Source organism: Bradyrhizobium sp. IC3195, from assembly GCF_020193585.1.
Taxonomy (GTDB): Bacteria; Pseudomonadota; Alphaproteobacteria; order Rhizobiales; family Xanthobacteraceae; genus Bradyrhizobium; species Bradyrhizobium yuanmingense.
On record NZ_JADYVG010000011.1, the window covers coordinates 162,323 to 180,384 of the forward strand.

Consider the following 18,062-nt stretch of genomic DNA (forward strand, 5'->3'; position numbering starts at 1 on the left):
AATTTGATGAAGATCGTTTCCTGTATCGCGCTGGCGGCCGCCATCGCATTGCTCCCCGGCGCGGCCTATCCGCAAGGCAAAACTGCGCCAAAGGACGCCAAGCTCTATTTCATCTCGCCGTATGACGGCCAGAAGATACGTGGTGGGTTTTGGGTCCGTTTCGGCCTGCGCAACATGGGCGTGACGCATGCCGGTGACGACTACCACAATGCCGGCCACCATCATCTGTTGATCGATGTGAAAGACCCCATCGATGTCAAGGAGCCGATTCCGCAGGACAAGTCCCATCTGCATTTCGGAGCCGGACAAACCGAAACGTTCCTCGAGCTTCCGCCGGGCACGCACACGCTGCAACTGGTGCTTGGCGACGCCAAGCACTATCCGTTCGAACCACCCGTCGTGTCGGAGAAGATCACGATACGCGTCAGGCCGGCGGCATCAGCGCGAAGATGATCACCGCAGGCTGGCGTTGATCTTGTCCAGGACCGCGGAGCCCGGGCAGAGCGTATCCGCTTCCAGCGCGTTGAGCGGGGTTTCGACCGTGTTGAGATGCTCGTGCAGGTCTTCGGCCTCAGGATCGACGTACAGAAGACCGGTGACGATCTGGCCCTTGGCGGCGTGCCTTGCGAGGAAGGTCTGGGCGCCCAGCCGGTCGTGCGGATCGTAATCGGCGTCGATCTTGCGCAGCGCGATCTTGCTGCCGTCGTGCTGCTCGACCACCTGCACCGTGCCGGGCGCATAGTCCACCGCAATGGGATCGCGGCCGACCAGCACGTCGAGCCGGTTCACGGCATCGTTGTGCTCGCGGACATAGTCGAAACTCTTGGTCGAGCCGGCATGGTTGTTGAAGGCGATACAGGGGCTGATGACGTCGATGAAGGACGCGCCCTTGTGGCCGATCGCGGCTGCGATCAGCGGCACCAGCTGGCTCTTGTCGCCGGAGAACGAGCGCGCCACGAAGGTGGCCCCTAACTGCAGCGCGATCGCGACGAGGTCGATGGCGTTGTCAGTGTTGGTGACGCCCTTCTTGCTCTTCGAGCCGCGGTCGGCGGTGGCCGAGAACTGACCCTTGGTCAGGCCGTAAACGCCGTTGTTCTCGACGATGTAGGTCATGTTGACGCCGCGCCGAATCGAATGCGCGAACTGGCCGAAGCCGATCGAGGCGGAATCGCCGTCGCCGGAGACGCCGAGATAGATCAGATCGCGGTTGGCGAGATTGGCGCCTGTCAGCACGGATGGCATGCGGCCGTGCACGGAATTGAAGCCGTGCGAATTGCCGAGGAAATAGTCCGGCGTCTTTGACGAGCAGCCGATGCCGGAGATCTTCGCCACCCGGTGCGGCTCGATCGAGAGCTCGTAGCAGGCCTCGATAATCGAGGCCGTGATCGAATCGTGGCCGCAGCCCGCGCACAGCGTCGAGATCTTGCCCTCGTAGTCCCGATGCGTGTAGCCGAGCGCGTTCTTCTTCAGCCCCGGATGATGGAATTTCGGTTTTGCGATGTAGGTCATGACACGGCCTTGCGGAGCGGGGTCACCTTGAGGTGGTCCTGGTGGTCGCCAATGGCCTTGGCGATGAAACGGGCGGTGATCGGCGTGCCGTCGTAATGCACGATCGGCACCAGCCGGACGGGATCGATGCCGTTCTCGTTGACGATGAGCTGGCGCAGCTGGCTGTCGCGATTCTGCTCGACGACGTAGACGAAATCGTGCTCGGCGAGGAAGCTCGCCACGCTGGAGTGGAACGGGAAGGCGCGGATGCGCAGACGGTCGAGCTGATGCCCGCGCGCTTCCAGAAGTCCGATCGCCTCGTCCATCGCCGGCGAGGTCGAGCCGAAATATATCACGCCATATTTGGTCGGCCGTTCCGCATTGGCCTGCAGCGGACGCGGCACCAGGTCCTGCGCGGTCTCGAACTTGCGCATCAGGCGCTGCATGTTGTCGGCGTAGACCGTGCCTTCCTCGGAGTAGCGCGCATAGCGGTCCCGCGACGTGCCGCGGGTGAAGTAGGAGCCCTTGGTCGGATGCGTGCCGGGATAGGTGCGGTAGGGAATGCCGTCGCCGTCGACGTCGAGATAGCGGCCGAAGTCGCGGCCTTCCTCCAGCATCGCCGCCGTCATCACCTTGCCGCGGTCATATTGCCTGGCATCGTCCCACTTCAGCGGGCGGCAGAGCCGGTGGTTCATGCCGATGTCGAGATCGAGCATCAGGAAGATCGTCGTCTGCAGCCGCTCGGCGAGATCGAAGGCGGCGGCCGCGAACTCGAAGGCCTCGGCCGGGTCCTCGGGGAACAGCAGCACATGCTTGGTGTCGCCATGCGAGGCATAGGCGCAGGCGATGATGTCGCATTGCTGGGTGCGGGTCGGCATGCCCGTGGAGGGGCCGGCGCGCTGGATGTTCATGATCACGGCCGGAATCTCGGCAAAGTACGAGAGGCCGATGAACTCCGTCATCAGTGAGATGCCGGGGCCGGAGGTCGCCGTGAAGGCGCGGGCGCCGTTCCAGGACGCGCCGATCACGATGCCGATCGACGCGAGCTCGTCCTCGCCCTGCACGATCGCGTATTTCGCCTTGCCCGTTTCAGGATCGTGCCGGTACTTCTTGCAATGGGCGGTGAAAGCCTCGGCCACCGACGAGGACGGCGTGATCGGATACCAGGCACACACGGTGGCGCCACCATAGACCGCGCCGAGCGCGGCGGCGCTGTTGCCCTCGATGAAGATGCGGTCGCCGACCTTGTCGGACTTCTTCACGCGCAGCCCAATCGGACATTTCAGGTTCTGCAGCGCCCAGTCGCGGCCGAGATGCAGCGCATGGACGTTGGAGGAGAGCAGCTTCTCCTTGCCTTTGTACTGCTCGCCGATCAGCTGCTCGATCAGCTTGGGGTCCATGTCGAGCAACGCGCTGAGCGCGCCCAAATAGATGATGTTCTTGAACAGCTGTCGCTGACGCGGATCGGTATAGGTCGAGTTGGTGATCGCAGTCAGCGGCACGCCGATCACTGTGATGTCGTCGCGGAATTTGGTCGACGGCATCGGCTTGGTGGAATCGTAGAACAGGTAGCCGCCGGGCTCGATGCCGGCGACGTCCTTGTCCCAGGTCTGCGGATTCATCGCCACCATCATGTCGACGCCGCCGCGTGCGCCGAGATGGCCGGCTTCCGTCACGCGCACCTCGTACCAGGTCGGCAGGCCCTGGATGTTGGAGGGGAAGATGTTGCGTGGGCTGACAGGCACGCCGTGGCGCAGGATCGCGCGCGCGAACATCTCGTTGGCGCTGGCCGAGCCCGAGCCGTTGACGTTGGCGAAGCGGACGACGAAGTCGTTTACGCTGCTGATCGGCTTTTTGTCGGACATGTCGAACCTGCGTGGGTCATCTCGATGAAATATTTCTGCATGTCCCAGGCGCCGGTGGGACAGCGCTCGGCGCACAGCCCGCAATGCAGGCAGACATCCTCGTCCTTCACCATCACCCGCCCGGTCTTCAGGTCCGAGGAGACGTAGAGGTCCTGGTCCGGATGCGCGGAGGGCGCCTTCAGGCGCTGGCGCAGATCGCTTTCCTCGCCGTTGGCGGTGAAGGTGATGCAATCCATCGGGCAGATGTCGGCGCAGGCGTCGCACTCGATGCAGAGCGAGGTCGAGAACACGGTCTGCACGTCGCAGTTCAGGCAGCGATGCGCTTCGCCGAGCGCCAGCTTGACATCATAGCCGAGCTCGACCTCGGCGCGGATGTCCTTCAGCGCAACGACCTTGTCGCGATGCGGTACCTTATAGCGCTTGTCGGGCGAGATGTCGTTGTCATAGCTCCATTCGTGGATGCCCATCTTCTGCGAGGAGATCTGCACCTCCGGCAGCGGCCGTTCGTCGACCGCTTCGCCCGAGAGCATCTTGTGGATCGACAGCGCGGCGTCATGGCCGTGCGCGACCGCCCAGATGATGTTCTTCGGGCCGAACGCGGCATCGCCGCCGAAGAACACTTTCGGATTGGTCGAGGCGAAGGTCTTCGGATCGACCTTCGGCATGTGCCATTTGTCGAACTCGATGCCGCAATCCTGCTCGATCCAGGGGAAGGCGTTCTCCTGACCGACCGCGACCAGCACGTCGTCGCAGGGAATGGTCTGATCGGGATCGCCCGAAGGCACCAGATTGCGGCGGCCTTTGGCGTCGTATTCGGCTTTGACGTGCTGGAAGGTGACGCCGATCAGCTTGCCGGCGACATGCTTGAAGGCCACCGGGACCATGTAGTTGAGGATCGGGATATCCTCGTGGATCGCGTCTTCCTTCTCCCAGGGCGAGGCCTTCATCTCGTCGAAGCCGGAACGCACGACCACCGTGACTTTCTCGCCGCCGAGCCGGCGCGCGGTGCGGCAGCAATCCATCGCGGTGTTGCCGCCGCCGAGCACGATGACGCGCTTGCCTATCTTGTCGACATGGCCGAACGACACGTTGGCCAGCCATTCGATGCCGATATGGATGTTGGCGGCGGCCTCTTTCCGGCCGGGAAGCTCGAGCTCGCGGCCGCGCGGCGCGCCGGAGCCGACGAAGATGGCGTCGTATTTCTCGGCAAGCAGCGCCTTCATGCTGTCGATGCGGTGGCCGCCTTTGAACTCGACGCCGAGACCCAGGATGTAGCCGGTCTCCTCGTCGATCACCGAATTGGGCAGGCGGAATTTCGGGATCTGCGTGCGCATCATGCCGCCGGCTTCCGGGTCGGCATCGAATACGGTGCAGTGATAGCCGAGCGGCGCGAGATCGCGCGCCACCGTCAGCGAAGCGGGACCGCCGCCGACCAGCGCGACGCGCTTGCCGTTCTTCGGCCCGGGCTTCGGCAGCCGCTGCCTGATGTCGTCCTTGAAATCCGCGGCGACGCGCTTGAGGCGGCAGATCGCGACAGGGTTTTCCTCGACGCGTCCGCGCCGGCACGCCGGCTCGCAGGGACGATCGCAGGTGCGTCCCAGAATGCCGGGAAATACGTTCGATTTCCAATTGATCATGTAGGCATCGCTGTAGCGGCCTTGGGCGATCAATCGGATGTATTCGGGAACCGGGGTGTGCGCAGGACAGGCCCATTGGCAATCGACCACTTTGTGAAAGTAGTCGGGGGCCGCGATGTCGGTCGGTTTCATTCCTACCCTGTCCGCGCAGGCCCGAAGACCCCGCGGCCTTTTTTGTTTGAGCTTGGCGAGCGCTTAACGCGCTTCGATCTGGTTTCTGAATGACGTCATTGGGTTAGCTTATTAGAACCGTTCCGAAGTACAACGGCAAATTTGCGCGCGTCACCGCTTTCATGGGAGCTACGCGTGCACGGCATTAACGCGCGGCGCACGAAATGCGTGCGGTGCAATATGCTGCGATGCGGATGCCGTTCAGCCGCGCGAGATATCGCTCTTGGCGAGGTCCCACATCAGGCAGTAGGTGCCGACGGAGATGGGGAGCGGGAAGGGCGCCGCAGCCGGGCCGGTGAAGCGCTCTGCGATGACGGCGGAGACCGCATTGACATGCGTGCCGTCGATCAGCACGAACCAGTCGCGCGCGCCCTCGTTGCGCACCGCCGGAATTCCCGCCGTTGCGCCCGACAATTCCGGCTCGCTTTCGAGCAGGTGCATCGAGATGATGCCGTCGCGGTCCTGCGGCGCCAGCTTTTCTTGCAGCGCATCACGCCACGCACCGGCGTTGTCGGGCGTCGGCCGCAGCCGCACCAGGCCGAGCGACGCGCCGCGGCCAGTACCCTTGCTGATCGTGATGCGCGCGACCACGCGCAGCATGTCCCTGAAGCGCGCCATGGATCGCCGCGACCATTCGGTCTGGTCGGCGAGGCGTGCCCGGTAGGCGGGGCTGTCGAGCACGCCGAGCGTTTCGGTCGAGTACAGCGAGAGATATTTGGGGTTGGCGGCATGCGCGACATAGCGCCGCGCTTCGAGAAATCCGTCGATTGCGACACGCTCTTCCAGATGCTCGCGATCGTACCAGCGGTTGAAATCGGCCTCGTCCGCAGCGTCGATGTTCATCGACGTCAGCAGCATGCCCTTTCCGGCGAGCGGCATTCTTCTTGTCCTCTCATCGCCCGATCTTCGACGCAAGGTCCGCGATCGACTTCATGACCGCGTCCCTCACGCCGCCATCATAGAGCGAATGCCCGGCTTCTTCCACGATGCGAAGCTCGGAACCGGGCCATACTTTCGCAAGGGCCTGCGCTGTCGCGGGAGCACACAACAGATCATAGCGCCCCTGCACGATCATGCCGGGAATGCCGTCGAGCCGGCCCGCGTTCCGCAGCAGCTGGTCCTCGTTCATGAAGCTGTCGTTGATGAAATAATGCGCTTCCATGAACGGCGTCGCCGGCAATGTGCGCCAGACGTTCAGCCCGGCGAGGTCGAGCCGCGTCCGTGCCGGCTTGTGCTCGGACAAGACGCGCTCGGTGTCGTGCCAGGCCTTCGCCGCCGGGCCATGCACGGCAGGGTCGCTATCGAGGATGCGGCGCCAATAGGCATCCACCGGCCGGTCGCGCTCCTCTGGCGGCAGCACGCTGAGGAAATCCTCGTACAGCGCCGGATGGAATTGCGACAGGCGCGAGGTGAAGGCCGTCTCGACTTCTGCTCGCGTGCCGAGAAACGTCGCGCGCAGCGCAATGCCCGAGACGTGCTCGGGATGCGCCTCTGCATAAGCCAGCGCCAGCGTCGCGCCCCAGGAGCCGCCGACCACCATCCAGCGTTCGAAGCCAAACTTTTCGCGGATCGTTTCCATGTCCGCGATCAGATGCTGTGTGGTGTTGTGCTCGCGTGATCCCTTGGGCCGGCTGCGGCCGCAGCCGCGCTGGTCGAACAGCACGGCGCAGAAGCGGTCGGGATCGAACAGCCGGCGATGGTCGGGCTGGCAGCCGCTGCCGGGCCCGCCATGCAGATAGACCGCGGGGATGCCGTCGCTGCGGCCGACGCTCTCGACATAGAGCTCATGGCCGTCGCCGACGTCGAGCATATCGGAGGTCAGCGGCGCAAAGGGATCAGTGCGTTTGGCCGCTGTGCCCGCGTCGGCGTCAGGCGTCATTCTCGGATTCCAGGGTGCCGCCGGCAAAGTTGCGATAGAGGAAGCGGCTGGTCTCGCCCTCGGCTTCGGCTTCCGCCTGCTTGAAGATGGTCTCGTGCAGCGGCGACAGCGCGCAGGCCGGGTCGGTATTGGCGGCGTCTCCGGTCAGTGCAAAGGCCTGGCAGCGGCAGCCGCCGAAATCGATCTCGCGGAACTCGCAAGACTTGCACGGCTCCTTCATCCAGCCGGTGCCGCGATAGCGGTTGAAGGCCTCCGAGTTCTGCCAGATCCAGGCGATCGAATGGTTGGAGCGCACCGATTCGAAATCGAGCCCGGTGATGCTCTCGGCGGCATGGCAGGGCAGCACCTTGCCGGCGGGCGAGATGTTGAAGAACTGCCGGCCCCAGCCGCCCATGCACTTCTTCGGCCGCAGCGCGTAATAATCCGGCACCACGTAGTCGATCGTCAGTCGGCCCTTCAGCCGCTCGCGCGCCTCCTCAACGAGGCGGGTACACTCATCGAGCTGCGCCACGGTCGGCATTAGCGCGGCGCGATTCTTCAGCGCCCAGCCGTAATATTGCACATTGGCGACCTCGAGCCGGTCGGCATCGAGATCGAGCGCCATCTGGATGATGTCGGGCAGCTGGTGCAGGTTCTGCCGGTGCATCACCGCGTTCACGGTGAGCGGCAGGTCGAGCTCGCGCGTCCATTTCGCGACTTCGAGCTTCTTGCGGTGGCCGCCTTTGTAGCCGGCAACGCGATCTGCGAGGCCGTCCTCGATGCCCTGGAACGAGATCTGCACATGGCAGAGCCCGGCATCTGCGAGATCGCTGAGCCTCTCGCGCGTCAGCAGCACGGCCGAGGTGATGAGATTGGTATAGAGCCCGGCGTCGCTGGCATGCTTGACCAGCTCGACGAGATCTTTCCGTGCCGTCGGCTCGCCACCGGAGAAATGCACCTGGAGCACGCCGATCTCGGCGAGCTCGCTCAAGACCTTCTTCCATTCCTCGGTCGTCAGCTCCTTGCCGGAGCGGTCGAGCTCGACCGGGTTGGAGCAATAGGGACATTGCAGCGGGCAGCGATGGGTGATCTCGAGCAGCACGGCGAGCGGAATGCCGAACGTCTCCGCCGTCGAGCGCTGCTTCTCAAGCACCGCGAGGCTGTCGCTGGGCGGGATGGTCACGTCGCTCATGACGTCTTCTCCCTGATCTCGGTGAGAAAGCCCTTGTCGGCGAGATCCTGCAGCATGGCGATGACGTCGGCCAGGATCGCCTCGCGCGGCGCTGCGTACTTTGCGGCGAGCTGATCGGCGACGTCGCCGACATTGCGCTCGCCGTTGCAGAGTTGCAAGACCTCGACCGCAATCTCGTCCGGCGCCAGCACGCGCTCCGGCGCCAGGATCACCCAGACCTTGCGGGTCTCGTCATATCTGAGCTTGGCATGCCGCGGCAGCACGGGGCGGCTCGCCTCGCTGACGCTGATGTTCCGCGGCCCGGCCATTGCTTTTAATCCTTAGCTCGCTTTGGGCACGAACGCGCCCGGCGGAATGTGGCCCTCGACATAGGCGTGCTGGAGCGCATCCAGCTGCACCCACAGCACGTTGGTCTTGAAGATCAGCGCGTTGCAGACCTGCGCGCGCTGCTCCGGCGTCGTGGCGTGCCTCTTGACATAATCGAGCGCGAAATTGGCGTCGCGCGGCGCCTGGGTCAGGCGGCGCTTGAAGTAGCTCATGATATCCGGGTTGACGAAGTCGTAGTGCTCCAACATGCCGGCGATGCGCTCCTCATGCAGGTTGGGCGCGAACAGCTCGGTCAGTGAGGAGGCGATCGCCTCCAGCGGGCTTTTTTCGCGGCAGAAGTGCACATAGGCTTCCACCGCGAAGCGCGTCGCCGGCAAAATGCCTTCGGTGGATTCGACGTAAGCGGTGTCGAGCCCGAGCCCTTCGGTCAGCTTGATCCAGCGCTCGATGCCGCCCTCGCTGTCGACATCGCCGTCATGGTCTTCGATGCGATGGCGCCATTCCAGCCGCGTGGCGCGGTCGCGGAAGCGGGAGATCACCACCGCGTCCTTGATCGGAATGGTGCTCTGGTAATAGTAGCGGTTGAGCGCCCAGGCCTGCACCTGGCCCTTGTTCAGCTTGCCGCCATGCAGCAGCTTATGGAACGGGTGCAGGCTGTGATAACGCGTGGCGCCGATGTGGCGCAGCGTTGCCTCCAGCTCCTCGGCGGAGTTGAGCTTCAAGTCCTTGCCGATCGAGAGTGCGGTCATTCCAGTCAGTGATGCGGCGTTCACAGCACGATCTCCGTTCCATCCGCGGGTATCTGCCAGCCCGCCTCCTCAGTGAGCTTGCGCTCGGGCGAGCCGGGCAGCAGCGCCGGATTCGAGTTATTGATATGCAGAAACAGCTTCCTGTCGATATTGAGATCGGCCAGCCGGGCGATGGCGCCGTCCTCGCCGGACATGGCGACATGGCCCATGCTCTTGCCGGTCTTGTGGCCGAGGCCAGCCCTGATCATCTCGTCGTCGCGCCAGACGGTGCCGTCGAAGAACACCAGTGAAGCGCCGTCGATCTCGGCCTTGAGCGCGTCGGTCACCTCGGCGCAGGCCGCGATGAAGTAGAAGAACTTGCCCGTGGCCTTGTCGGTGATCTTCAGGCCCAGCGTGTCGCCGTCGCCGCTCTCGCCGCCCGGATGCGCCTTGCCTTCGAGATACCACGCCGACTTGCCCGGCACGGCAAAGGGCAGCACCTCGAGCCCTGAGCGCGCACCGTCGGGCAGCCGCGGCTCGAACGGCTCGCGGAGAGCAATCGGCTGGCGTCGCACGTTCTTCTCGTTCAGCACGTTGAAGATGCTGTTGGAGCTGAGGATCGCCAGCACCTTCTCGTGCGCATAGATCGTGAAGGGCGAACCTTCGCGCATCGACAGCAGGCCGGCCACGGCATCGACTTCGCTGTTGGTCAAGATCACGCCCGCAATCGGCGTGTGGCGCAGCGCGCCCGCCTTTGGGTGCAGCTGCGGCGTGGCGTTCAATTGCTGGCGAAGATCGGGTGAGGCGTTGATCAGGAACCAGTGCTCGCCGTCGCCGCTGAAGGCGACAGAAGCCTGGGTTCGAAACAGCTCTTGTCCCTTCGCACGAGCCGCGCGGCAGCCTTCGCAGCCGCAATTCCACTGCGGAACTCCGCCGCCGGCCCCGGCGCCCAGGACGACGACGCGAAGCATGATCCGTCTCCTGGAGGCGAATTGGCGAGGTGGATCTCAGGCCGAGACAGTTTCGGACAAGGTTTCTCTCTGCCGGAAACGTATCGTGACGGAAAGAACCACCTGCGCAGAACGCGTTTCCACCAGCCGCTTACTTGCGGGTGGCGCTCACATACATATTGATTTCCATGCCGCAGGGCACTTCGACGATCTTAGGGGCTTTCCAGGCCATTTGGCTCTCCATTTTCGCGAATTCGGACGTATCCGCCCATTGGACAAATTAGTGCGGACGGCAAAGTTCGCCAGTGAAATTTTCCCGACCTAGGTAGTAGGCTGCGGGAATTGTTGCACTGCAAAGATGGCGTATTGCGGCCGCAAAGATGAGCGGATCAGATACGCAAAATTGCCGATAGGTCGTGATCCCTGTCGGGATAAACCAGTTGTGAGTAAGGACCGGCTTCTCATCGGCGACAGACGACCCCATTGGATCAGGCATGCCCAGATATTTCTTCAACACCCGCATCGGCGACGAACTGATCGTGGATCCTGACGGCGAGGACCTGCGCAACCCCGATCGCGCCTGGGAGGTCGCGCGCCAGATGATCCTTGAGGTCGTGAAGTCGGAAGGAACCCAGCCGGCGCTGCTGGAGGCCGTCATCGAGGTCACCGACGCCGACGGCGAGATCGTGCTGGAGTTTCCCTTCACCGAAGCGCTGCTCGACATGCCGGACCAGTCCGCGACGAGGCATTAGCCGGACGCGGTAGGGTAACGGGCTCACCGCTCTCTCCACGTCATTGCGAGCGTAGCGAAGCAATCCAGAATCCCTCCCCCGGAGGCAGCCTGGATTGCTTCGTCGCAAGGGCTCCTCGCAATGACGGAGAATGAGGCAACGCCCGGCGCAAAACCCGCCTTTCACCCCCCGAAATCCGCATGGCTTTGCCGCGTTCCCGGCGCTAAAAGACGCCTGTCATACGGAGCAAGCCATGCAAGATCTCTGGCGCCTGTCGGCCGCCGACCTCGCCACCCTCGTCAGGTCCAAAAAAGTCTCCGCCAGGGAGGCCGCCAAGGCCGGTCTCGCGCGGCTCGATGCCGTCAATCCCCAGCTCAACGCGGTGATCGACCACCGGCCGGATGACGTGCTCAAGCAGGCCGATGCCGTCGATGCCGCAATTAGCCGGGGCGAGGACCCCGGCGTCCTCGCGGGCGTGCCCGTCACCATCAAGGCCAATGTCGACCAGGAAGGCTTTGCCACCACCAACGGCCTCAAGCTGCAGCGCGACCTGATCGCGCGCGAGGACAATCCGGTGGTCGCCAATTTCCGGAAATCGGGCGCCATCCTGCTCGGCCGCACCAATTGCCCGGCCTTCTCCTACCGCTGGTTCACCACCAATCTCATCCACGGCGACACCAAGAACCCCCGCGACGCTTCGCTGACGCCGGGCGGCTCGTCCGGCGGCGCCGGCTCGGCGGTCGCGGCCGGCATCGGCCACATCGCGCACGGCACCGACATCGCCGGCTCGATCCGTTATCCCGCCTATGCCTGCGGCGTGCACGGTCTGCGCCCGACGCTCGGACGCATTCCCGCCTTCAACCCGGCGCTGCCGGAGCGCCCGATCGGTCCGCAGATCATGGCGGTCTCGGGCCCGCTGGCGCGCACGGTCAACGATTTGCGCATCTCGCTTGAAGCGATGTCGGCCCGCGACATCCGCGATCCCTGGTTCGCGCCGGTGCCGCTGCAAGGACCCGCACGGGACAAGCGCGCTGCGCTGTGCCTCAATCCGAGTGGCCTTGCCACCGCACCGGAGGTGAAGGCCGCGGTGAGCGATGCCGGCAAGCGGCTGGAGCGTGCGGGCTGGACCGTCGATGTGATCGAGGACACGCCGCCGATGCGCGAAGCGGTGGAATGGCAGATCAAGCTCTGGCTCGGTGACGGCTATGAGGCGCAGCTGGAGATGGCCGAGCGCGAGGGCGATCCCGGCGCACTGGCCTGCCTGCGCGGCAACCGCGCCAGGGTCACGCCGATGGATCAGGCCAATTACGCCAAGGCGCTGACCCGGCGAGCCACGCTGACCCGCGACTGGATGCTGTTCTTCGAAAAATACGCCGTGCTGCTGACGCCGGTCTCCGGCGAATTGCCGTTCCCCGACCATCTCGACCGCAAGGACGAGGATTCCTTCAAGCGGGTCTGGGAAGCGCAGCTGCCGCAGATCGCGATTCCCTTCATGGGATTGCCGGGCCTCGTGGTCTCCACAGGTCTCGTCGGCAGGGCGCCGGTCGGCGTGCACATCGTCTCTGGCCGCTATCGCGAGGATCTGTGCCTGCTCGCCGGCGAAGCGATCGAGGCCGGCGGCGTGCCGCCATCGCCGATCGATCCCGTGGGCTAGCGATGACCGCCATCTACGACTTCAAGGCCAACTCGCTGGCCGGCGAGGAGGTCGCCCTGCGGCGTTTCGAGGGGCAGGTGCTCTTGATCGTCAACACCGCGAGCAAATGCGGTTTCACGCCGCAATATCGCGGCCTCGAGGATCTCCATCGCGACCTCTCTCCCCGCGGCTTCTCGGTGCTCGGCTTTCCCTGCAACCAGTTCGGCGCGCAGGAGCCAGGGCAGGCGAGCGAGATCCAGGAATTCTGCTCGACCCATTACGACGTCACCTTCCCCCTGTTCGAGAAGATCGACGTCAACGGGCCGAAGGCGCATCCTCTGTACGAGTACCTGAAACGCCAGCAATCCGGGCTTCTCGGCGCCGCCATCAAATGGAATTTCACCAAATTCCTGGTGAACCGTGAGGGCCGCGTGGTCGCGCGCTACGCGCCGACCGCCCGGCCCGAAGGATTGCGCAATCAAATCGAAACACTGTTGTGAGCGAGACAATCATGAGCGACGAATTTCCGGACCGCCTGTCGGTCGACCCGAACAGCCCCTATTACAACGCGGAGATCCTGTCGCGCGACGTCGGCATCCGCTTCAAGGGCATCGAGAAGACCAATGTCGAGGAGTACTGCATCAGCGAAGGCTGGGTCCGCGTCACCGCAGGGAACGCCAAGGACCGCCACGGCAACCCGCTGACCATCAAGGTGCACGGTCCGGTGGAGCCGTATTTCAGGGATAAGAAATAGGCTTGACCTGAGCGCGCGCCGTTCGCTCCTCGTCATTGCGAGGAGCGCGCACTCTCTCCTCGTCATTGCGAGCGCAGCGAAGCAATCCAGGATCTTTCCGCCGAGGCAGTCTGGATTGCTTCGTCGCTTCGCTCCTCGCAAAACCACTGAAGGCCCACCCCATGTCCGTCCGCATCGTCGACGTCCGCGAAATTACAAAACCGATCTCCTCGCCGATCCGCAACGCCTATATCGACTTCACGAAGATGACGACCAGCCTCGTCGCCGTCGTCACCGACGTCGTCCGCGATGGCAAGCGCGTCGTCGGCTACGGCTTCAATTCCAACGGCCGCTACGGGCAGGGCGGCCTGATCCGCGAGCGCTTTGCCGCCCGCATCACGGAAGCTGATCCCAAGTCGCTGCTGAACGTATCAGGCGATAATCTCGACCCCGACAAGGTCTGGGCCGCGATGATGACCAACGAGAAGCCGGGCGGCCATGGCGAGCGCTCGGTGGCGGTCGGCACCATCGACATGGCGGTGTGGGACGCGGTGGCGAAGATCGCGGGCAAGCCGCTGTTCCGTCTGCTCGCCGAACGCCACGGCGTCAAAGCCAATCCGCGCGTCTTCGTCTACGCCGCGGGCGGCTACTATTATCCCGGCAAGGATCTCTCGATGCTGCGGGCCGAGATGCGCGGCTATCTCGATCGTGGCTACAATGTCGTCAAGATGAAGATCGGCGGCGCTGATATCGACGAGGACCGCAGGCGCATCGAGGCAGTGCTGAAGGAAATCGGCAAGGACGCGCAGCTCGCCGTCGATGCTAACGGCCGCTTCAACCTGGAGACCGCCATCGCCTACGCCAAGATGCTGCGTGACTATCCCTTGTTCTGGTACGAGGAAGCCGGCGATCCTCTCGACTACGCGCTGCAGGCCGCGCTCGCCGAATTCTATCCGGGCCCGATGGCGACGGGCGAGAACCTGTTCAGCCATCAGGACGCCCGCAATCTGATCCGCTACGGCGGCATGCGCCCCGACCGCGACTGGCTGCAATTCGATTGCGCCTTGTCCTATGGCCTGTGCGAATACCAGCGCACGCTGGAGGTGCTGAAGACCCACGGCTGGTCGCCGAGCCGCTGCATCCCGCACGGCGGCCACCAGATGTCGCTCAACATCGCCGCCGGCCTCGGCTTAGGCGGCAACGAAAGCTATCCCGACCTGTTCCAGCCCTATGGCGGCTTCCCCGACGGCGTCCGCGTCGAGAACGGCCACATCACCATGCCCGAGCTTGCAGGCATCGGCTTCGAAGGCAAGTCCGATCTCTACAAGGAGATGCAGGCGCTGGCGGAGTAGGAGTATCGTTGGAGCGCGACGTCCGCGCCACACACTCCGTCATTGCGAGCGCAGCGAAGCAATCCAGAATCTTTCCGCGGAGGCAGTCTGGATTGCTTCGTCGCAAGAGCTCCTCGCAATGACGGTGGAGGGGCCACTGCCGCTCGCGGGCGTCTGGCCCGCAGCCCAATGTGCCGAATTGCGCGAGCTGTCGCCACACACTCCGTCATTGCGAGCGCAGCGAAGCAATCCAGGGTCTTTCCGCTTCGGCAGTCTGGATTGCTTTCGTCGCAACGGCTCCTCGCAATGACGCTGGCGAAAGCCTCGTAGTCATCTCCTGGTTGTGCTATTGTAGAAGCTGTCCTCAGCCGAGTACGATTATGAAGCAACCCTGCGTGTACATGTTCGCCAATCGTCGCAACGGAACGATCTACACGGGCGTCACCTCCAATCCGCCGCGCCGCGCGTTCGAGCATCGCGAAGGACTGGTAAAGGGTTTTTCATCGAAGTACGGCTGCAAGCTCCTCGTCTGGTACGAGCTGAACGCGACCATGTCCGACGCGATTGTGCGCGAGAAGCAGATCAAAGGTGGCAGCCGGGCGAAGAAGCTTGCGCTCATTGAGAGCCTCAATCCGAATTGGGACGATTTGTACGAGACGCTGATCTGACCGGCAGGAGATCTGCGGCTACTCGGCGAGCCGCTGCCACGTCCTCCGTCATTGCGAGCGTAGCGAAGCAATCCAGGATCTCTCCCCGGAGGCAGTCTGGATTGCTTCGTCGCAAGGGCTCCTCGCAACGACGGGGAGGGAGCGGAAGTCATCCGGTCGTCGTCCGAGCCTGCAGCGGGCGGTCGTTGGGTTTCGCAAGCTGTCGCCCCACACTCCGTCATTGCGAGCGCAGCGAAGCAATCCAGAATCTTTCCACGGCGGCATTGCTTCGCTGTGCTCGCAATGACGATGTGGTAAGCGTCCGCCCCCTACGACAGCCTCATATCCAGCAGCCTTCGCCCTTCGCCCTTCAGCAGCTTCTTCACCGCATTCGACGCCACGACCTCGCCGTCATTGGCATAGGCCTCGTGGTTCTTCTCGATGTCGTCGAGGCGGTAGAGGTAGTTGACCATGACGCCGGCGGACTCGCGCATTCCCTTGGGCGAGAGGTCGCCCAGCCAGTTGATGCGCTCCAGCCGAGCGCCGTTGCCGAGATGGAAGCGGGCGACGGAATCGATCAGCTTGCCCTTCGGCGTGCGCGCCTTGAGGAAATAGTGCGCCGCGAGCGGCTCCAGCACGGCGCGGAGCAGCGCCGCCGTCTCCGGGCTCTCGAACCATCTGGGATCGTCGAGGCGCCTCAGCACCTCGCGGTCCTCGTCCGACAGCGGCAGATCCTTGTCCTGCTTAACCCAGGCCATGAAGCCCGGCACCGGCGACAGCGTGACGAAGGTGTCGAGCTTCGGCAACTCGCGGCGCAGCTCTTCCACCACCTGCTTGATCAGGAAGCTGCCGAAGGAGATGCCGCCCAGGCCGCGCTGGGTGTTGGAGATCGAATAGAACACGGCGGTGCGCGCGCGCTCGATCGGCAGGTGCTGGCGGTCGACTGCGAGCAGGGGCTGGATCGCGCCGGGGATCGTCTCGGTCAGCGCCACCTCGACGAAGATCAAGGGCTCGTCCACCATCGCAGGATGGAAGAAGGCGTAGCAGCGCCGGTCGACCGGATCGATGCGGCGGCGCAGATCATCCCAGTCCGAGATCTCGTGCACGGCCTCATAACGGATGATCTTTTCGAGGATGTTGGCCGGCGTCGACCAGTCGATCCTGCGCAGCACGAGAAACCCCCTATTGAACCACGAAGAAAGAAGATGCGAGACGTCGCGGTCGAGCGCGGCGAGATCGGTGTGCCCGTTCATCATGCCGAGCAGATCGGCGCGCATGTTGACGAGATCGCCGGTACCGCCGGGCGCGCGGTTGAGCCGCCGGATCAGCTCCTGCCGGCGCGGCTCGGAAGCGAAGTGCAGCGAGCTTGCGTCCTCGTCGCTGGGCGCGGCCCGCCATGTCTCGATCGCCTTGGACAGGCGCTCCCGGTCGGGACCGAAATCGCGCACCAATCCCTCGAAGAAGGCGCGGCGTCCCGCAGCGTCCAGCTCCCGGTAGATGTCGAGCACCTCGCGCGCCATCGCCGTGCCCGAGGCTTCGCCCCGGCCCGACAGCAGCGCATCGCAGAGCTCGAGCAGTCCGTCGGCATCATGCTTGGTATCGGCGGCGTCCCCCCGGCGAAGCAACGTGCGGCCGCGCTCGGAGATGGTGGCAAGCAGGTCGGAGAAGAAGGCGTTGGCCATCGGGGCTTTCGTATCAGGTCTGTGCGATGCGGCAAGCTTACACGGGATTTGGGTGCAAGCCGATCACAATCAAGCAGGCGAATGCGGCATCTTTCGCTCCGCCGTGCGTTTGGAGAATGAGGGCATGCCGGAACGGGTCGATGATGTGCCGGGCAGTGCTCATTCCAACGCGCTGTCATGCCCCGGCTTGACCGGGGCATCCAGTACGCCGCAGCTTCTCGATTCTAGCCGAGCCGTCTCGGCGTACTGGGTCGCCCGGTCAAGCCGGGCGACGACACCGCGTGTGCTGCAAACTCCGTCGGCGTCCGACCCGTCACCTGGCGGAATGCGGCCGAGAACGCCGGCACGCTGGCATAGCCGAGCTGGGTCGCGAGCTGCTTCACCGACACGCTCGCATCCGTCGATATCCGCTCGATCGCCGCCGCAATCCTCGCGCGCTGGCACCAGCTCTTGAAGCTCAGCTGCGTCTCGCTCGAAAACAGCCGCGACAGCGTACGCGCGGAGGTTCCGACCGCGCGCGCCAGCGTGTCGATGTCGTGCAGGCCGGTGGGATCGTCGAGCACGATCATCGCCGCGCGGCGGCAGCGCGCTTCGCGCGGCAGCGGCACGAAGGTCGCGGAATCCTCGGCCTGGTGCAATTCCAGCATCACCAGGCGCACCAGGAGCTCGGTGCGCTCTTCGGTGTTGCGCCCGTCGAACAGCGCGAGAATCGCCTGATTGAGCAGCGGCGACACCCGCACTACGAATTCCCTGGTCAGGCCGTCATAGCGCTGCTCGCGCTTCAGCCAGGACAGGTCGAAATACAGCGTGCGCATCTCGATGTCGGCCAGCAGGTCGATGGCATGCTCGAGCCCGGCCGGCACCCAGACCGCGCGGTCCGGCGGCACCAGCCAGCGTCCGGCGGGCGTCGTCACCTGCATCGTGCCCTTTGCCGCATAGATCAGCTGCGCCTCGCGGTGCATGTGCAGATCGATCCGCATCCCCTTGGGATAGTCGCGGGCGACCAGGTGCACGCCCGCGGGCGAGCGGTGGTTGCTCCGGACCTCCCGCAGGATTGGCGTTTCCAAGACAGTCATTGGCAGCATCCCG

Annotated in this window: 19 protein-coding genes; 7 read left to right on the forward strand and 12 right to left on the reverse strand. The window is 64.2% G+C overall.

From position 1 onward, the window contains the following. The first annotated feature begins 6 nt into the window (after positions 1–6). Positions 7–453 (forward strand): DUF4399 domain-containing protein, encoded by a 447-nt coding sequence (locus I6F09_RS21800; RefSeq protein WP_225134507.1) that lies wholly within the window; start codon positions 7–9, stop codon positions 451–453. Here the strand turns inward: I6F09_RS21800 and I6F09_RS21805 are convergent, their stop codons facing one another. The 10 genes from I6F09_RS21805 to pqqA form a co-directional block, all read right to left on the reverse strand. After that, on the reverse strand, positions 454–1,509 hold the full coding sequence (locus I6F09_RS21805; protein WP_036027279.1) for a 2-oxoacid:ferredoxin oxidoreductase subunit beta: 1,056 nt from the start codon (positions 1,507–1,509) through the stop codon (positions 454–456). It abuts the gene before it with no gap. Beyond that, positions 1,506–3,353, reverse strand: coding sequence for a 2-oxoacid:acceptor oxidoreductase subunit alpha (locus I6F09_RS21810; protein WP_225112121.1), 1,848 nt, complete (start codon positions 3,351–3,353; stop codon positions 1,506–1,508). Before I6F09_RS21810 ends, I6F09_RS21805 begins: the two co-directional genes overlap by 4 nt. Then, entirely contained in the window at positions 3,323–5,122 is a 1,800-nt protein-coding gene (locus I6F09_RS21815) for an FAD-dependent oxidoreductase (protein ID WP_036007315.1), read from the reverse strand. Before I6F09_RS21815 ends, I6F09_RS21810 begins: the two co-directional genes overlap by 31 nt. 240 nt (positions 5,123–5,362) lie before the next feature. Next, entirely contained in the window at positions 5,363–6,040 is a 678-nt protein-coding gene (locus tag I6F09_RS21820) for a DUF4286 family protein (RefSeq protein WP_225189013.1), read from the reverse strand. 13 nt (positions 6,041–6,053) lie between these two features. Beyond that, positions 6,054–7,040: a prolyl aminopeptidase gene (gene pip / locus I6F09_RS21825; RefSeq protein WP_109144748.1), complete on the reverse strand. Its 987-nt coding sequence runs from the start codon at positions 7,038–7,040 to the stop codon at positions 6,054–6,056. Next, the gene (pqqE, locus tag I6F09_RS21830) at positions 7,030–8,211 is read right to left on the reverse strand and encodes a pyrroloquinoline quinone biosynthesis protein PqqE (protein ID WP_225189014.1); all 1,182 of its coding nucleotides are present in this window, start codon (positions 8,209–8,211) and stop codon (positions 7,030–7,032) included. Before pqqE ends, pip begins: the two co-directional genes overlap by 11 nt. After that, complete coding sequence (gene pqqD, locus I6F09_RS21835) at positions 8,208–8,519, reverse strand: pyrroloquinoline quinone biosynthesis peptide chaperone PqqD (protein WP_025034414.1); 312 nt, start codon at positions 8,517–8,519, stop codon at positions 8,208–8,210. Before pqqD ends, pqqE begins: the two co-directional genes overlap by 4 nt. Before the next feature lie 12 nt (positions 8,520–8,531). After that, positions 8,532–9,311 carry a pyrroloquinoline-quinone synthase PqqC gene (pqqC, locus tag I6F09_RS21840; protein ID WP_036007348.1) on the reverse strand — a complete coding sequence of 260 codons (780 nt, stop codon included), beginning with the start codon at positions 9,309–9,311 and terminating at the stop codon, positions 8,532–8,534. Further along, positions 9,308–10,237 carry a pyrroloquinoline quinone biosynthesis protein PqqB gene (gene pqqB, locus I6F09_RS21845; protein ID WP_225189015.1) on the reverse strand — a complete coding sequence of 310 codons (930 nt, stop codon included), beginning with the start codon at positions 10,235–10,237 and terminating at the stop codon, positions 9,308–9,310. Before pqqB ends, pqqC begins: the two co-directional genes overlap by 4 nt. Positions 10,238–10,367: 130 nt before the next feature. Beyond that, positions 10,368–10,448, reverse strand: coding sequence for a pyrroloquinoline quinone precursor peptide PqqA (pqqA, locus tag I6F09_RS21850; RefSeq protein WP_007595659.1), 81 nt, complete (start codon positions 10,446–10,448; stop codon positions 10,368–10,370). A gap of 262 nt (positions 10,449–10,710) precedes the next feature. Between pqqA and I6F09_RS21855 the strand changes: the two genes are divergently transcribed. The 6 genes from I6F09_RS21855 (at position 10,711) to I6F09_RS21880 (ending at position 15,312) form a co-directional block, all read left to right on the forward strand. Continuing rightward, a complete protein-coding gene (locus I6F09_RS21855) occupies positions 10,711–10,968 on the forward strand; it encodes a hypothetical protein (protein WP_036007354.1) in 258 nt (85 codons plus the stop codon). A gap of 232 nt (positions 10,969–11,200) precedes the next feature. Continuing rightward, complete coding sequence (locus tag I6F09_RS21860) at positions 11,201–12,601, forward strand: amidase family protein (protein WP_225123999.1); 1,401 nt, start codon at positions 11,201–11,203, stop codon at positions 12,599–12,601. A gap of 2 nt (positions 12,602–12,603) precedes the next feature. Then, on the forward strand, positions 12,604–13,080 hold the full coding sequence (locus tag I6F09_RS21865; protein WP_036007360.1) for a glutathione peroxidase: 477 nt from the start codon (positions 12,604–12,606) through the stop codon (positions 13,078–13,080). Positions 13,081–13,091: 11 nt separating this feature from the next. Continuing rightward, on the forward strand, positions 13,092–13,334 hold the full coding sequence (locus I6F09_RS21870; RefSeq protein ID WP_036007363.1) for a DUF3297 family protein: 243 nt from the start codon (positions 13,092–13,094) through the stop codon (positions 13,332–13,334). 161 nt (positions 13,335–13,495) lie between these two features. After that, positions 13,496–14,665 (forward strand): D(-)-tartrate dehydratase, encoded by a 1,170-nt coding sequence (tarD, locus tag I6F09_RS21875; RefSeq protein WP_225189016.1) that lies wholly within the window; start codon positions 13,496–13,498, stop codon positions 14,663–14,665. Positions 14,666–15,024: 359 nt separating this feature from the next. Then, a complete protein-coding gene (locus I6F09_RS21880; protein ID WP_036007372.1) occupies positions 15,025–15,312 on the forward strand; it encodes a GIY-YIG nuclease family protein in 288 nt (95 codons plus the stop codon). Positions 15,313–15,620: 308 nt separating this feature from the next. On the opposite strand, the gene I6F09_RS21885 is transcribed toward I6F09_RS21880, so the two are convergent. Together I6F09_RS21885 and I6F09_RS21890 are read right to left on the reverse strand one after the other, a co-directional pair. Beyond that, the gene (locus tag I6F09_RS21885) at positions 15,621–16,973 is read right to left on the reverse strand and encodes a malonyl-CoA decarboxylase (RefSeq protein WP_225189017.1); all 1,353 of its coding nucleotides are present in this window, start codon (positions 16,971–16,973) and stop codon (positions 15,621–15,623) included. Between the two features lie 224 nt (positions 16,974–17,197). Next, complete coding sequence (locus tag I6F09_RS21890; protein WP_036027245.1) at positions 17,198–18,049, reverse strand: helix-turn-helix transcriptional regulator; 852 nt, start codon at positions 18,047–18,049, stop codon at positions 17,198–17,200. Positions 18,050–18,062: the final 13 nt, after the last annotated feature.

Bases quoted from the DNA above. Each gene is read 5' to 3' on its own strand.
- I6F09_RS21870 (WP_036007363.1), top strand. From the start codon at position 13,092: ATGAGCGACGAATTTCCGGACCGCCTGTCGGTCGACCCGAACAGCCCC.
- I6F09_RS21815 (WP_036007315.1), bottom strand. From the start codon at position 5,122: ATGAAACCGACCGACATCGCGGCCCCCGACTACTTTCACAAAGTGGTC.
- pqqE (WP_225189014.1), bottom strand. From the start codon at position 8,211: ATGAGCGACGTGACCATCCCGCCCAGCGACAGCCTCGCGGTGCTTGAG.
- I6F09_RS21865 (WP_036007360.1), top strand. From the start codon at position 12,604: ATGACCGCCATCTACGACTTCAAGGCCAACTCGCTGGCCGGCGAGGAG.
- I6F09_RS21800 (WP_225134507.1), top strand. From the start codon at position 7: ATGAAGATCGTTTCCTGTATCGCGCTGGCGGCCGCCATCGCATTGCTC.
- tarD (WP_225189016.1), top strand. From the start codon at position 13,496: ATGTCCGTCCGCATCGTCGACGTCCGCGAAATTACAAAACCGATCTCC.
- I6F09_RS21890 (WP_036027245.1), bottom strand. From the start codon at position 18,049: ATGACTGTCTTGGAAACGCCAATCCTGCGGGAGGTCCGGAGCAACCAC.
- pqqD (WP_025034414.1), bottom strand. From the start codon at position 8,519: ATGGCCGGGCCGCGGAACATCAGCGTCAGCGAGGCGAGCCGCCCCGTG.
- pqqA (WP_007595659.1), bottom strand. From the start codon at position 10,448: ATGGCCTGGAAAGCCCCTAAGATCGTCGAAGTGCCCTGCGGCATGGAA.
- pqqB (WP_225189015.1), bottom strand. From the start codon at position 10,237: ATGCTTCGCGTCGTCGTCCTGGGCGCCGGGGCCGGCGGCGGAGTTCCG.
- I6F09_RS21820 (WP_225189013.1), bottom strand. From the start codon at position 6,040: ATGCCGCTCGCCGGAAAGGGCATGCTGCTGACGTCGATGAACATCGAC.
- I6F09_RS21885 (WP_225189017.1), bottom strand. From the start codon at position 16,973: ATGGCCAACGCCTTCTTCTCCGACCTGCTTGCCACCATCTCCGAGCGC.
- I6F09_RS21805 (WP_036027279.1), bottom strand. From the start codon at position 1,509: ATGACCTACATCGCAAAACCGAAATTCCATCATCCGGGGCTGAAGAAG.
- I6F09_RS21860 (WP_225123999.1), top strand. From the start codon at position 11,201: ATGCAAGATCTCTGGCGCCTGTCGGCCGCCGACCTCGCCACCCTCGTC.
- pip (WP_109144748.1), bottom strand. From the start codon at position 7,040: ATGACGCCTGACGCCGACGCGGGCACAGCGGCCAAACGCACTGATCCC.
- I6F09_RS21810 (WP_225112121.1), bottom strand. From the start codon at position 3,353: ATGTCCGACAAAAAGCCGATCAGCAGCGTAAACGACTTCGTCGTCCGC.
- I6F09_RS21855 (WP_036007354.1), top strand. From the start codon at position 10,711: ATGCCCAGATATTTCTTCAACACCCGCATCGGCGACGAACTGATCGTG.
- I6F09_RS21880 (WP_036007372.1), top strand. From the start codon at position 15,025: ATGAAGCAACCCTGCGTGTACATGTTCGCCAATCGTCGCAACGGAACG.